We start from the raw sequence: 13757 nt of genomic DNA, 5'->3' as shown, positions 1-13757 counted from the left end.
CAGAGACAGAGAGGCAGTGCACGTGTCGGTAGCGTTGGTATGGTTCCGTCGGGACCTGCGGTTGCAGGACAATCCGGCGCTGCAGGCGGCGCTGGACGCGGGCCACGATGTGGTGCCGGTCTACATCCACGCGCCGTACGAAGAGGGCGACTGGGCGCCGGGTGCTGCGTCGAACGCGTGGCGCCATCGCTCGCTGGCAGCGTTGGATGCCGACCTGCGTGCGCGGGGTTCATCGTTGGTGCTGCGTGCCGGCGACAGCCTGCCGACCCTGCAGGCGCTGATCGAACAGACCCACGCCGAGGCGGTGTACTGGAACCGCAAGTACGAACCGGCGACGCAACCGCGCGACGCCACCATCAAGCGCACGCTGCGGGAGCAGGGCGTCGATGCGCAGAGCTGCAACGGCAGCCTGTTGTTCGAGCCCTGGGATATCGCCACCCAGCAGGGCCAGCCGTACAAAGTGTTCACGCCGTACTGGCGCAACGTACTCAGTCATTGGCGCCTGCCGGCGCTGCAGGCCGCACCGAAGGCACTGGCGGCGCACGTGGTCGACAGCCTCGCACTGGATGACCTTCAGCTGGCGCCGACGCTGGACTGGGACTCCGGCTTCTGGGAGCACTGGCAGCCGGGTGAGGCCGGTGCGCTGGAGGCGCTGTCCGTCTTCGAGGACGGTGCGCTGCGCGGCTATCGCGAGCAGCGCGACCTGCCCGATCGCACGGGCACCTCGCGGCTGTCACCGCATCTGCATTTCGGTGAGATCGCCCCATGGCGCATCGCCCACGCGCTGGAAGGCCTGCGCAGCGCTGGTACCGACGCCGACATCGACGGCTACCTGCGCCAGCTCGGCTGGCGCGACTTCGCCTACCACCTGCTGCACAACTTCCCGAAGACGCCGACCGACAACCTCAATGCGCGCTTTGATCGCTTCCCCTGGGCCAACCCCAGCGCTGCCCAGCTGCACGCCTGGCAGCGCGGCAACACCGGTGTGCCCATCGTTGATGCTGGCCTGCGCGAGCTCTGGCATACCGGCTACATGCACAACCGGGTGCGGATGATCGTGGCCAGCTACCTGTGCAAGCACCTGCGTGCGCATTGGCTGCACGGCGCGCGCTGGTTCTGGGATACGCTGGTGGATGCGGATCTGGCCAACAACACCATGGGCTGGCAGTGGGTGGCCGGCACCGGTGCCGATGCGGCTCCCTATTTCCGCGTGTTCAATCCGGTAACCCAGGCCGAGAAGTTCGATCCACAGGCCCGCTACATCAGCCGTTGGGTGCCGGAACTGGCGGCGCTGCCGGTGAAGGCACGCTTCGCGCCGTGGCAGCACCCGCAGTTGTTGGCCGAACGTGCGCCTGGGTACCCGCGCACGCCACTGGTAGACCTGGCCGCCGGCCGGGATGCGGCACTGGCGGCCTACCGCCAGTCGGCGGCCGGGTAAAGCGCTGGCTGAGCGGTCCAGACAGCTAGCTGAACACGTCCCTGTCGACCGGTACGATCATCATCCCGACATCGCGTCCGGCTGTTTATCCTCGTTGCCGCCCGCAAGCCGCCGGCCCGACCGGAAACCAAGGAGAACACCATGATCCGCAACACCACCCGCAACGTCGCACTGGCCCTGATGAGCGCGGCCGTCCTGTCGGCCTGCGCCACCGGCGGCTCCTATGTGCAGAGCGACCAGTACGGCAACCCGACCGAGCAGCAGAACCGCACCGGCCGCAACGCCCTGATCGGCACCGCCATCGGCGTGGCCGCTGGCCTGCTGACCGGCGACAGCGCGACCGAACGTCGCCAGCATGCGCTGATCGGCGCGGGCATCGGTGCGCTCAGTGGCGCCGCCGTGGGTCAATACCAGGATCGCCAGGAGCGCGCGCTGCGCGAGCGCACCGCCAACACCGGCATCGATGTGCAGCGCCAGGGCGACAACATCATGCTGAACCTGCCGGACGGCATCACCTTCGACTTCGGCAAGTCGACCCTGAAGCCGCAGTTCTACGGCTCGCTCAACGGCGTGGCCGGCACCCTGCGCGATTACAACCAGACCATGATCGAAGTGGTCGGTCACACCGACAGCATCGGCAGCGACGCGGTCAACAATCGTCTGTCCAAGGAACGTGCTGATTCGGTGGCGCAATACCTGATCGGCCAGGGCGTGCAGAGCGTGCGCATCGAGACCCTGGGCGCCGGCAAGTCGTATCCGATTGCCGACAACAGCACCGATGCCGGCCGCGCTAAGAACCGCCGCGTCGAGATCCGCGTGATTCCGCTGAAGCAATAACGCGCAGCGTTATTGCTGTTCCGGCGCAGCCGGAACGAAAATGCCGCCCTTGCAGGCGGCATTTTTTGTAGGTGCCGGGCTTGCCCGGCACGCCGATAGCGCTTCCGTTCGCAGCTTTTCCCAACGCTACCGACCAAGGTCGGTATTTGCCAGACGCTGGGCCAACCGCTCACATCGTCGCGACAGGCCGCACCACGATCTCATTCACATCCACATCGGCCGGCTGCTCGATGGCGAACCGTACCGCGCGCCCAATCGCATCCGGCTGCAGCGCAATGGCGCGGTAGCCGACCATCAACTCGGCAGCGGCGGGATCGGTGATGCTGTTGGCCAACTCGCTTTCAACCACGCCAGGATGGATGCAGGTCACCCGCAGTTCGCGGTGTTCCTGGCGCAGGCCCTCGGAAATCGCACGCACGGCGTACTTGGTCGCGCAGTACACCGCCGCCGTCGGCGACACGGTCAATGCGCCCACCGAGGCGATATTGATGATCTGCCCACTGCGCTGCGCGATCATGCCGGGCAGCACGGCAGCGATGCCGTAGAGCACGCCACGAATGTTCACGTCGATCATCCGGTCCCATTCTTCCACCTTCAGCGACGCCATCCGGGACAAAGGCATCACACCGGCATTGTTGACGATCACATCGATCGAGCCGAAGTGCTGCCGCGCGGCGTCGGCGAACGCCTCGACTTGCGCGCGCTGGGTCACATCCAGTGCGTGAACCCGCACGTCAGCGCCTTGCTGGCGCAGTTCGTCGGCCAGTGCCTGCAGACGGTCCACTCGGCGGGCCCCCAGCACCAGGCGTGCGCCGGGTCGAGCGAGGGAGCGGGCGATACCGGCGCCGATGCCGCTGGAGGCGCCTGTGATCAGAATGGTTCGGGAAGGGGTCATGGCGGTGTCTCTGAAGGGTTGGGGAATGCCGGGTCGTGCCCGGTGCAGCCACGGTAGACCGCACACCTTGTCGCGATAAGATGGCGACCGCTGATCACCTTGTTCAGGGTTTCTAACCAATGGCCGTCGATCTGAATGCCCTGGCTGTCTTCCAGCGGGTGGCCGACTGTTCCAGCTTCACCGGCGCGGCCCAACAACTGGGGGTGACCCGTTCGGCGGTGAGCCAGACCATCGCCAAACTGGAGCAGTCGCTGGGCGCTGCCCTGGTGTTGCGCACTACCCGCAGTGTCAGCCTTACCGACGCCGGTCAGGCGCTGCTGGCTTCGATCAGGCCAGCACTGGCGGAACTGGACGATGCGCTGGAGGCCAGCGTGCGCCGTCAGGCTGCCGTTTCCGGGCAGCTGCGGCTTGCTGTGTCCTCCATTGCCGAGGCGTTCCTGGCCGGCCCGATGCTGGCCAGTTTCGCCGCACGCTATCCAGCGCTGCAGCTGGACATCACCGTCACCGACGAAGCGTTCGATATCGTCGGTGCAGGCTTCGATGCCGGCGTGAGGCTGGGGGAAGTCATCGCCCAGGACATGGTCGCCGTGCCGGTATCAGCGCGGCAGCGTCAGCTCGTGGTGTGCTCACCGGGTTATCGCGACGCACACGTGCTGCCTGCCCATCCCCGCGAGCTGGCTGCCCATCGCTGCATCGGCTGGCGCAGTGCGCCGGGCAGGGCACCTTATCGCTGGGAATTCGAAGAGCGTGGCCGGGAGTTCAGCGCGGACGTGCAGCCGGAAATCACCAGCAACGACATGGGTGTGATGCTCAGGCTGGCGTTGGCCGGCGCAGGGCTGGCCATCGGCATGGAAGAGACCTGGCGTCCCTGGCTGCAGCGCGGCGAACTGGTGTCTCTGCTGGATGCGTTCTGCCCGCGGTTCGCGGGCTTCTTCCTGTACTACCCCAGCCGTCGCCAGGCTGAGCCGAAGCTGCGCGCGCTGGTGGAGCATGTGCTCGCACAGCGGCCTGGGTAGATCCACGCCATGCGTGGATATCCTCGATCATGCCGCGGAAGCCGCGACCTTCTCCAGAATCCGCTTGCCGCTGCTGGCCAATGCCGCTTCTTCCTGTTCCTTCTGCTGCTGCGCCAGCTTTGCACCGGGGCACTGCGCAAGCATGTAGTTGGCGTCGAAGTTGAGCTTCTCCACCAGGAAATCGACGAACGCGCGCACCTTCGGCGAGACCAGGCGGCCGCCGGCGAACACCGCGTTGAAATCCACTTCCGGCCCGGTCCAGCCAGCCAGCACGCGGCGCACCATGCCCGATTCGACGAACGGCTTGGCCATCACGTCGCCGGTCAACAGCAGGCCTTCGCCACACACCAGCGCGCCGTTCAGCGCAGACATGTCGTTGGCGGTCATCAGCGGCGTCACCGGGAAGTCGCGCAGTTCGCCGCCGTTCTCGCCCAGCTGCCAGGTAAAGCGTGGTGAATTGCCCGTGTGGTACGGCTTGCGCATCGCCAGGATGCGGTGGAACTGCAGCTCTTCCGGATGCAGCGGCTCGCCGTAGCGTTCGATGTAGGCCGGGCTGGCGAACACCTGCGTGCGCAGGCTGCCGAGCTTGCGCGCCACCAGGTTGGAATCGGGCAGGGCACCTACGCGCAGGGCCAGATCGGCCTCGCCGGCGATCAGGTCCAGCTTCTCGTTGCCCATGTGCATGTCCAGGCGGATCTCCGGGTACTGCGCATGGAACTGGCCCAGCAGCGGTGCGATCCAGGTGATGCCTATGGAATAGGGCACGGTGAAGCGCAGCCAGCCACGCGGGCCGGACTGCAGCTGGCTTACCGCGCTTTCGGCCTCTTCAAGCTCGCGTGCGATGCGCTGGCAATGCTCGTGATAGATCGAGCCGGCCTCGGTGAGTCCGAGGCGGCGCGTGGTCCGGTGCAGCAGGCGCGCACCGAGGCGCGTTTCCAGTTCCTGCACCTTGCGGCTGACCGTGGTCTTGGGCAGGCCGAGCGATTTGGCAGCGGCAATGAAGCTGCCTTGCTCGACCACTTTGACGAAGATCAGCGTCTCGTTGAGATCGTGGGACATGGTCAGGGATCCTGGACGTCGGGGATGGGGCAATCGTGACAGAACGATTGGACCGGGGACGGGATGATTATTCCCCTTAATCAGGACTAATCAAGTAGGGGTTTGAGGTCTATCGTGGCGCCATTCGTTAATTGGAGCCCGTCCGCCATGAGCCTGCGCAACATTCTTGCCCGACTCCGGAACGCCGGCCAGAACGCCCTGGACCTGGCGATGACCGTCGAAGCCCGTCCGAGTTCCTTGGTGCACAAGGACTTTCGTGAGTTTACCGCGCCCATGCGTCAGCAGCGTGGCGGCGCCATCCGTCTGGTTCCGCACAAGGGTGACCGACTGCGCCGAATTGGGACTATCCCGGATTTGGGAGGAAATGTCCCGTGAATGGGATGCTGACGCCCGAAGTCCTGGTTCTGGGCGGCACCGGTGCCGTTGGCCAGGGCGTGGTTGGCGCACTGTTGGAGGCTGGCAGCCCGGTGCTGGTGGTCGGCCGCGATCCGGGCCGGCTGGCTGCGCTGCACGAGCAGTTCGCCGATGAGCCGGGCCTGCAGACGATGCTGGGCTCGCTCAGTGATGACGGTTCGGCACGCGCGCTGGCCGAGCGCATCGCGCAGCGTCCGCGCCCGCTGGCGGCGGTGATCGCCGCAGTGGGTGGCCCGTATCGGCGCGGCCGTGTGGTCGATCGCAACGGCGACGAACTGCTCGGCGCGATGCAGGCCGATCTGATGCCGCACGTGCATGCGGTGCGTCACCTGCTGCCGCTGCTGCAGGACAACGTGCATGCACGCCGCTACGTGATGATCGGCAGCCCGGCGGCGGTCAAGCCGTGGGCGGGCTACGGCGAAAGCTCGATCACCGCGGCGGCGATGCGCATGTACGCGCAGGTGGTGCACCAGGAAGCGCAGGCCGTAGGTGTGCGCGCGCAGATGCTGGAAGTGTGCAGCCCGGTCTGCACCCCGGCCAACGCTGCCAACGCCTGCATCGAATGGCCGAGTTCGCTGCTGGTCGGCCGCCGCGTGGTCTCCCTGCTCGACGGTTGCCGCGACAACCGCGCCATCGTCCGTTGCGACAGCAGTGATGCCGAACTGCCACGCGGCCTGCTGCATCTGGAAATACCGCCGCTGTGGCGCGATACCGCAGGCGTTGCTTGACCTCGACCTTGGTTGAGGTCGCAGGATACGCCGCCGAAAAAAGTTGATAGCAATTCTCAAATAGCTGTACCACCCCTCCGTACGGATGCATGCCATGACTTCCCCCAACACCACTCCACATCGTTTCCGTCATCGCCTGGCGATGGCTGGCGTGTCGATCCTCGCTGCCGCCGTCCTGGCTGCCTGCAGCGGTGGCCATGCCGAAGAAGCTGGCGCACCGCCCCCGCCGCAGGTCAGCGCCGCCCCCGTGCTGCTCAAGCAGGTCAGCCAGTGGGACGACTTCAGCGGTCGCGTCGAGGCCGTACAGAGCGTCGAACTGCGCCCCCGCGTGTCCGGCTACATCGACAAGGTCAACTACGTTGAAGGCGAAGAAGTGAAGAAGGGCGCCGTCCTGTTCACCATCGATGCCCGCAGCTACCAGGCCGAGTACGATCGCGCCAACGCCGAACTGGCCCGTGCACGCACCCAGGCCACCCTGGCCCGCAGCGAGTCCGAGCGCGCCAAGCGCCTGGCCGAGCAGCAGGCGATCTCCACCGAGACGGCTGAACAGCGTCGCGCGGCCGCCGACCAGTCCGGTGCGGCAGTGCAGGCTGCGCAGGCCGCCCTGGATGCAGCCCGCCTCAACCTGGAGTTCACCAAGGTGCGTGCGCCGATCGACGGCCGTGCCGGTCGCGCGATGGTCACCGCCGGCAACCTGGTCACCGCCGGCGACAGCGCCAGCGTGCTGACCACGCTGGTCTCTCTGGATACGGTGTTTGTCTACTTCGATGCCGACGAAAGCACCTTCCTGCGGTATGCGCAGATGGCACGCAAGGGCGAACGCCCGAGCGAGCGCGACAGCGAGCTGCCGGTGAAGGTCGGCCTGTCCGGCGAAGAAGGCTATCCGCACACGGGCAAGGTCGACTTCCTCGACAACCAGGTGACCCGCAGCACCGGCACCATCCGCGTCCGTGCGCTGCTGGACAACGCCGACCGCCAGTTCACCCCGGGCCTGTTCGCCCGCGTGCAGCTGCTCGGCAGCGGCCAGTTCCAGGCCATGCTGATCGACGACAAGGCCGTGCTGACCGACCAGGACCGCAAGTACGTCTACGTGGTCGACAAGGATGGCAAGGCCCAGCGCCGCGACATCCAGTTGGGCCGCACCGCCGAAGGCCTGCGCATCGTTGAGCAGGGTCTGGCCGCCGGTGACAAGGTGATCATCGATGGCGTGCAGAAAGTCTTCATGCCCGGTATGCCGGTGCAGGCGAAGGCGGTGGCGATGCAGCCCACCGCTGCGCCGGCGCCGGGTCGCGATGCAACTGCCGCACTGAACCACTGATCCGCCGTCTCCTGATTCGCGTACCCGCTTAGCTGCCGGTGCCAGCGGCAGCCGTCACTGCCTTCGCCAGATTGGCGAGGGGCAGGGCGGCTGTTGCCCGCCGACGGCCTTTTCCAGGAATTCTTCCATGGACTTTTCCCGTTTCTTCATCGACAGGCCGATCTTCGCGGCGGTGCTGTCGATCGTGATCTTCGCCGCCGGCCTGATCTCGATCCCGATGCTGCCCATCGGCGAGTACCCCGAAGTGGTGCCGCCGTCGGTGGTCGTACGCACGGTCTACCCGGGCGCCAACCCCAAGGTGATCGCCGAAACCGTAGCCACCCCGCTGGAGGAGGCCATCAACGGCGTTGAGGGCATGATCTACCTCAAGTCGGTGGCCGGTTCGGACGGCGTGCTGCAGATGACCATCACCTTCCGCCCGGGCACCGACCCGGACGAAGCGGCAGTGAAGGTGCAGAACCGTGTCGCCCAGGCCCAGGCGCGACTGCCCGAGGACGTGCGCCGGCAAGGCGTGACCACCCAGAAGCAGTCGCCCACCTTCCTGATGGTGGTGCACCTGACCTCGCCCAACGGCAAGTACGACACCCTGTACCTGCGCAACTACGCCCGCCTGCACGTCAAGGATGCGCTGGCACGTATCCAGGGCGTGGGTGATGCGCAGATCTTCGGCGGTGGCGACTACGCCATGCGCGCTTGGCTGGATCCGGACAAGGTTGCTGCGCGCGGCCTGACCGCCAGTGACGTGGTGCGTGCCATGCGTGAGCAGAACGTGCAGGTCTCGGCCGGTCAGCTCGGCGCCGAGCCGATGCCCAACAGCCAGTTCCTGACCCTGATCAATGCCCAGGGTCGCCTGCGCAGCGAGCAGGAGTTCGGTGACATCGTGCTCAAGAGCGGCACCGACGGTGAAGTGGTGCGGCTGTCGGACGTGGCTCGGGTCGAACTGGGTGCCGGCGACTACACCCTGCGCTCGCAGCTGGATGGCAAGAACGCGGTAGGTATCGGCATCTTCCAGGCCCCCGGCGCCAACGCGCTGGAGATCCGCGATGCGGTGATGGCCAGCATGGACGAGATGCAGAAGACCATGCCGGCCGACGTGAAGTACGAAGCGGTGTATGACACCACCATCTTCGTGCGCGACTCGATCAAGGCCGTGGTATCCACCCTGCTGGAAGCCATCGCGCTGGTGGTGCTGGTGGTGATCCTGTTCCTGCAGACCTGGCGTGCTTCGATCATCCCGCTCATCGCGGTGCCGGTGTCGATCGTCGGTACGTTCGGCGCGCTGTACCTGCTGGGTTTCTCGATCAACACACTGAGCCTGTTCGGCCTGGTGCTGGCCATCGGCATCGTGGTCGATGACGCGATCGTGGTGGTGGAAAACGTTGAACGCAACATCGAAGAAGGCCTGACGCCGCTGGCCGCTGCGCATCAGGCGATGCGCGAAGTGTCAGGGCCGATCATCGCCATCGCGCTCGTGCTGTGTGCGGTGTTCGTGCCGATGGCGTTCCTGTCGGGCGTCACCGGTCAGTTCTACAAGCAGTTCGCGGTCACCATCGCCATTTCCACGGTGATCTCGGCGATCAACTCGCTGACCCTGTCGCCGGCCCTGGCCGCCCGCCTGCTCAAGCCGCACGGCGCGCCGAAGGATGCCCCGACCCGCATCATCGACCGTCTGTTCGGCTGGGTGTTCCGTCCGTTCAACCGCTTCTTCAAGTCCAGCTCGGAAAAGTATGAGCGTGGCGTGTCCAAGATCCTCGGCCGTCGTGGTGCGGTGTTCGTGGTGTACGCGGTGCTGCTGGTCGGTACCGGCTTCATCTTCAAGCTGGTGCCGCCGGGCTTCATTCCGACCCAGGACAAGCTGTACCTGATCGCTGGTGTGAAGCTGCCGGAGGGTTCGTCGATCGCGCGTACCGATGAAATGCTGCGCAAGGTCGCCAAGATCGCCCAGGAAACTGACGGTGTGGCCCACACCATTTCGTTCCCGGGCCTGAATGCCCTGCAGTTCACCAACACGCCCAACACCGGTGTCGCGTTCATTCCGCTCAAGCCCTTCAGCGAGCGCCATGGCCGTACCGCCGCGCAGATCAATGCGGAGATCAACCAGAAGATCGCAGGCCTGCAGGAAGGGTTCGCCTTTGCCATGATGCCGCCGCCGATCCTCGGCCTCGGTAACGGCAACGGCTACCAGATGTTCATCCAGGACCGTGGCAACCTCGGCTATGGCGCGTTGCAGAACGCGGTGCAGTCGATGCAGGGCGCGGTTGCGCAGACCCCGGGCATGGCCTTCCCGATCACCAGTTACCAGGCCAACGTGCCGCAGCTGGATGCCGAGGTGGACCGTGTCAAGGCCAAGGCCCAAGGCGTACAGCTGACCGAGTTGTTCGACACGCTGCAGACCTATCTGGGTTCGGCGTACGTCAACGACTTCAACCAGTTCGGACGTACCTGGCAGGTGATCGCACAGGCCGATGGCCAGTTCCGTGACAGCGTCGAGGACATCGGCAAGCTGCGGACCCGCAATGATCGTGGCGAGATGGTGCCGATCGGCTCGATGGTCACCGTCAAGGAAACCTACGGTCCGGACCCGGTGCTGCGCTTCAACGGCTACCCGGCCGCTGACCTGGCCGGTGAAGCCGACCCGCGTGTGCTGTCCTCGGCCGAAGCGATGAACAACCTCACTGCCATCGCCGCCAAGGTGCTGCCGGTGGGCATGGCGACCGAATGGACCGACCTGAGCTACCAGCAGGCGACCCAGGGCAAGGCGGCCTTCATCGTGTTCCCGGTGGCGATCATGCTGGCGTTCCTGGTGCTGGCCGCGCTGTACGAAAGCTGGTCGCTGCCGCTGGCGGTGATCCTGATCGTGCCGATGACCCTGCTGTCCGCGCTGTTCGGTGTATGGATGACCGGCGGCGACAACAACGTGTTCGTGCAGGTTGGCCTGGTGGTGCTGATGGGCCTGGCGTGCAAGAACGCGATCCTGATCGTCGAGTTCGCCAGAGAGCTGGAGATGGGCGGCAAGGGCATCGTCGAAGCGGCACTGGAAGCCTGCCGCCTGCGTCTGCGCCCGATCGTGATGACCTCCATCGCCTTCATCGCCGGCACTGTGCCGCTGGTGCTGTCGCATGGTGCTGGCGCCGAAGTGCGCTCGGTGACCGGTATCACCGTGTTCGCCGGCATGCTGGGCGTGACCCTGTTCGGCCTGTTCCTGACCCCGGTGTTCTACGTGGCACTGCGCAAGTTCGTCACCCGCAACGGTGGTGGCCAGCTGGTGCAGCACGGCGAGCCGACCATCCACCACTGACATGGAAAACAGCGGCGCCGGCAACCACCGGCGCCCGCTTCCCCCTACCAAGGCAATGAATCCATGAACACCCATCAGAACAAGATCGCGCTGGTCACTGGCGCAACCCGCGGCATCGGCCTGGAAACCGTGCGCCAGCTGGCGCAGGCCGGCGTACACACGCTGCTGGCCGGGCGCAAGCGCGAAACCGCCGTCGAACTGGCACTGAAGCTGCAGGCCGAGGGCCTGCCGGTGGAGGCGCTGCAGCTGGACGTCAACGATGGCGCCAGCATCGCCGAAGCGGTCGAGCAGGTGCGCCAGCGCCACGGCCGTCTGGACATCCTGGTCAACAACGCCGGCATCATGATCGAGAACCCGGCACAGCTGCCGTCGGAGCAGTCGCTGGACACCTGGCGTCGCACCTTCGATACCAACGTGTACGCGCTGGTGGCGGTGACCCAGGCCTTCCTGCCGCTGATCAAGCAGGCCAAGTCCGGCCGCATCGTCAACGTCTCCAGCATGCTGGGCTCGCAGACGCTGCATGCCGACCCGACCTCGGGCATCTACGATTTCAAGATTCCGGCCTACAACGCGTCCAAGGCCGCGGTGAACAGCTGGACCCTGGCCCTGGCCCATGAACTGCGCAGCACCCCGATCAAGGTCAACACCGTGCACCCCGGTTACGTGAAAACCGATATGAACGGTGGCAACGGCGAGATCGAAATCGCCGAGGGCGCACGCTCCAGCGTACAGATGTCGCTGATCGGCGAGTCCGGCGCCAGCGGCAGCTTCACCTACCTGGGCGAGGTGCTGCCATGGTGATCCGCACCCTGGCGATGGCCGTCTCCAGCCTGGTGCTGGCGGGCTGTGTCAGCGTCGGTCCCAACTACAAGGCACCGGTGCAGGAGCCCGTCGTCCTGCAGGGCGCGCAGCAGCCGGTGTTCAGCACCACCTCGCCGGTGGCCAGCTGGTGGGCACAGTTCGATGATCCGGTGCTTGAAGAACTGGTGCACGGCGCGCTGTCGGACAACCTGGACCTGCGCGTGGCTGTCGCCCGCGTCAGCCAGGCCCGTGCAGTGTTCGTCGAGAGCCGCTTCGACCAGGCACCACACGTTACCGCTGGCGGCAGCTACGACCGCCGCAAGCAACCCGATCCGCAGCTGGGTGGGCAGCGGGTGTTCAGTGAAAGCTACCAGCTCGGCTTCGATGCGGGCTGGGAGCTGGATCTGTTCGGCCGCAAGCGCCGCGCTGCAGAGGCCGCGCGTGCCGACCTGGATGCCGAGCAGGCCAACCTCGCCGACGCGCAGGTCCTGATCGCTGCCGAAGTGGCACGCAACTACTTCGAGTTGCGTGGCACCCAGAAGCGCATCGCGGTAGCCCAGCGCACCCTGGTCAACCTGCGCGATACGCAGCGGCTGACCGAGGCACGCTGGGAACTGGGTGCCGGCAGCGAGCTGGACGTGCAGAGCAGCCGCGCACGCTTGAAGGCCATCGAGGCCGACATCCCGCTGCTGGAAGTGGCCGAGACGCAGTCGCGCAACCGGCTTGCCGTGCTGCTTGGGCAGCGCCCGGAAGTGTTGACCGCCATGCTTGCACCGCACGAAGTGCCGGCGTTTGCCAAGGCATTGCCGCTGGGTGATACCCGTGAGCTGCTGCGTCAGCGTGCCGACGTGCGGGTGGCCGAGCGTCGCCTGGCTGCCGCCACCGCGCGTGTCGGTGTCGCCACCGCCGATCTCTTCCCGCGGCTGTCGCTGTCTGGTTTCGTCGGCTTCCTCGGCGGCGATGCCAGCGGGCTGGTCAACGGCAACAACAAGGCCTGGTCGCTGACCCCGTCGCTGAGCTGGGCGGCCTTCGACTTCGGCACGGTCAAGGCACGTCTGCGTGCCAGCAAGGCCGAGGCCGAAGGCGTGGCCGCGCAGTATGAGCAGGCTGTGCTGTTGGCACTGGAAGACACCGAAAACGCGCTGACCCGCTATTCCAAGCAGCAGGCACGGCTGGCGATCGTGGTCGAGCAGGCGCAGGCGGCACGGCGTGCCGAATCGCTGGCGCAGATCCGCTACCGCGAGGGCTCGGAAGACTTCCTGACCCTGCTGGACGCGCAGCGCACGCAGCTGGTGGCCGATGATGCACTGGCGGCCGCCGAATCGGAGGTCAACGTCAGCGTGGTAGGTGTGTACAAGGCACTCGGTGGCTGGGGCCAGTCACCGCAGGCGCCGAGCGTGGCCCAGGCGCGCTGATCGGCAGGGGACGGGAGCATCAGCTTCCGTCCCCTTCTTTTCGCTATGGCCAGACGTTGGCCGGCGCATCGTGATCGCGCATGCGCACGATGCAGAAACGATGACCGGTGGGCGCTTCCATCACCCACCAGCGCTTCACGAAACCGATCCGGCGGGCGCCGAGTTTTTCCAGCCTTTCGGCCTCGGCATCGATGTCGTCGCTTTCGATATCCAGATGCACCCGCGACGGGTGATCGACCCGCTGAACCTCCACATTCAAGCCTGCCGGCGCACCTGTCAGGTCGGCGTACTCTGCGTCGCCTTCGGCACGGGGCGGTTCCGCCTGCAGGCCAAGCGCAGCGGCCCAGAAGCGTGCGCTGTCTGCGGCAGGCGTGTCCTGGCAATCGATGATGAATCCGGCCAGTCGGCTGCGATGGGCCATGTGCCGTCTCCGCTCAATGAGGGTGTGGGCAGGGTAGCGCGTGCGTTGCCTCGCGCGTTCTCACCGTCATGACGTTTCTGACTCTGCCGGAAGCACCGTCCACCGTGTAACTAGTGG

Annotated in this window: 12 protein-coding genes; 9 read left to right on the top strand and 3 right to left on the bottom strand. The window is 66.1% G+C overall.

What is annotated here, in order from left to right; all coding sequences use genetic code 11:
- Positions 1-22 precede the first annotated feature (22 nt).
- On the top strand, positions 23-1438 hold the full coding sequence (locus tag HUT07_RS11325) for a deoxyribodipyrimidine photo-lyase (RefSeq protein ID WP_176021030.1): 1416 nt from the start codon (positions 23-25) through the stop codon (positions 1436-1438).
- A gap of 141 nt (positions 1439-1579) precedes the next feature.
- On the top strand, positions 1580-2275 hold the full coding sequence (locus tag HUT07_RS11320) for an OmpA family lipoprotein (RefSeq protein WP_010484399.1): 696 nt from the start codon (positions 1580-1582) through the stop codon (positions 2273-2275).
- A 169-nt stretch (positions 2276-2444) separates the two neighbouring features.
- Here the strand turns inward: HUT07_RS11320 and HUT07_RS11315 are convergent, their stop codons facing one another.
- Positions 2445-3170 (bottom strand): SDR family oxidoreductase, encoded by a 726-nt coding sequence (locus HUT07_RS11315; RefSeq protein WP_176021029.1) that lies wholly within the window; start codon positions 3168-3170, stop codon positions 2445-2447.
- 119 nt (positions 3171-3289) lie between these two features.
- Between HUT07_RS11315 and HUT07_RS11310 the strand changes: the two genes are divergently transcribed.
- Entirely contained in the window at positions 3290-4186 is an 897-nt protein-coding gene (locus HUT07_RS11310; RefSeq protein ID WP_176021028.1) for a LysR family transcriptional regulator, read from the top strand.
- Between the two features lie 27 nt (positions 4187-4213).
- Here HUT07_RS11310 and HUT07_RS11305 read toward each other — a convergent pair whose 3' ends face one another.
- The gene (locus tag HUT07_RS11305) at positions 4214-5245 is read right to left on the bottom strand and encodes a LysR family transcriptional regulator (RefSeq protein WP_176021027.1); all 1032 of its coding nucleotides are present in this window, start codon (positions 5243-5245) and stop codon (positions 4214-4216) included.
- A gap of 147 nt (positions 5246-5392) precedes the next feature.
- Here HUT07_RS11305 and HUT07_RS11300 point away from each other — a divergent pair, with 147 nt between their 5' ends.
- The 6 genes from HUT07_RS11300 (at position 5393) to HUT07_RS11275 (ending at position 13219) form a co-directional block, all read left to right on the top strand.
- A complete protein-coding gene (locus HUT07_RS11300) occupies positions 5393-5620 on the top strand; it encodes a hypothetical protein (protein ID WP_176021026.1) in 228 nt (75 codons plus the stop codon).
- Positions 5617-6387 (top strand): SDR family oxidoreductase, encoded by a 771-nt coding sequence (locus HUT07_RS11295; protein WP_176021025.1) that lies wholly within the window; start codon positions 5617-5619, stop codon positions 6385-6387. Before HUT07_RS11300 ends, HUT07_RS11295 begins: the two co-directional genes overlap by 4 nt.
- A gap of 94 nt (positions 6388-6481) precedes the next feature.
- Complete coding sequence (locus HUT07_RS11290; RefSeq protein ID WP_176021024.1) at positions 6482-7705, top strand: efflux RND transporter periplasmic adaptor subunit; 1224 nt, start codon at positions 6482-6484, stop codon at positions 7703-7705.
- Positions 7706-7832: 127 nt separating this feature from the next.
- Positions 7833-11003 carry a multidrug efflux RND transporter permease subunit gene (locus tag HUT07_RS11285; protein ID WP_176021023.1) on the top strand — a complete coding sequence of 1057 codons (3171 nt, stop codon included), beginning with the start codon at positions 7833-7835 and terminating at the stop codon, positions 11001-11003.
- A gap of 63 nt (positions 11004-11066) precedes the next feature.
- Positions 11067-11804: an SDR family oxidoreductase gene (locus HUT07_RS11280; protein WP_089240412.1), complete on the top strand. Its 738-nt coding sequence runs from the start codon at positions 11067-11069 to the stop codon at positions 11802-11804.
- Entirely contained in the window at positions 11798-13219 is a 1422-nt protein-coding gene (locus HUT07_RS11275; protein ID WP_025878845.1) for an efflux transporter outer membrane subunit, read from the top strand. Before HUT07_RS11280 ends, HUT07_RS11275 begins: the two co-directional genes overlap by 7 nt.
- Before the next feature lie 43 nt (positions 13220-13262).
- Here the strand turns inward: HUT07_RS11275 and HUT07_RS11270 are convergent, their stop codons facing one another.
- Complete coding sequence (locus tag HUT07_RS11270; RefSeq protein WP_176021022.1) at positions 13263-13640, bottom strand: VOC family protein; 378 nt, start codon at positions 13638-13640, stop codon at positions 13263-13265.
- Positions 13641-13757 lie beyond the last annotated feature (117 nt).

This window comes from Stenotrophomonas sp. NA06056 (assembly GCF_013364355.1).
In the GTDB taxonomy this organism is placed as follows: Bacteria; Pseudomonadota; Gammaproteobacteria; order Xanthomonadales; family Xanthomonadaceae; genus Stenotrophomonas.
This window is presented reverse-complemented; position numbering and strand designations above follow the sequence as displayed.

Excerpts from the sequence above, each read along its gene's own strand:
- HUT07_RS11320 (WP_010484399.1), top strand. The coding sequence starts at position 1,580 with ATGATCCGCAACACCACCCGCAACGTCGCACTGGCCCTGATGAGCGCG.
- HUT07_RS11315 (WP_176021029.1), bottom strand. The coding sequence starts at position 3,170 with ATGACCCCTTCCCGAACCATTCTGATCACAGGCGCCTCCAGCGGCATC.
- HUT07_RS11310 (WP_176021028.1), top strand. The coding sequence starts at position 3,290 with ATGGCCGTCGATCTGAATGCCCTGGCTGTCTTCCAGCGGGTGGCCGAC.
- HUT07_RS11305 (WP_176021027.1), bottom strand. The coding sequence starts at position 5,245 with ATGTCCCACGATCTCAACGAGACGCTGATCTTCGTCAAAGTGGTCGAG.
- HUT07_RS11300 (WP_176021026.1), top strand. The coding sequence starts at position 5,393 with ATGAGCCTGCGCAACATTCTTGCCCGACTCCGGAACGCCGGCCAGAAC.
- HUT07_RS11290 (WP_176021024.1), top strand. The coding sequence starts at position 6,482 with ATGACTTCCCCCAACACCACTCCACATCGTTTCCGTCATCGCCTGGCG.
- HUT07_RS11285 (WP_176021023.1), top strand. The coding sequence starts at position 7,833 with ATGGACTTTTCCCGTTTCTTCATCGACAGGCCGATCTTCGCGGCGGTG.
- HUT07_RS11280 (WP_089240412.1), top strand. The coding sequence starts at position 11,067 with ATGAACACCCATCAGAACAAGATCGCGCTGGTCACTGGCGCAACCCGC.
- HUT07_RS11275 (WP_025878845.1), top strand. The coding sequence starts at position 11,798 with ATGGTGATCCGCACCCTGGCGATGGCCGTCTCCAGCCTGGTGCTGGCG.
- HUT07_RS11270 (WP_176021022.1), bottom strand. The coding sequence starts at position 13,640 with ATGGCCCATCGCAGCCGACTGGCCGGATTCATCATCGATTGCCAGGAC.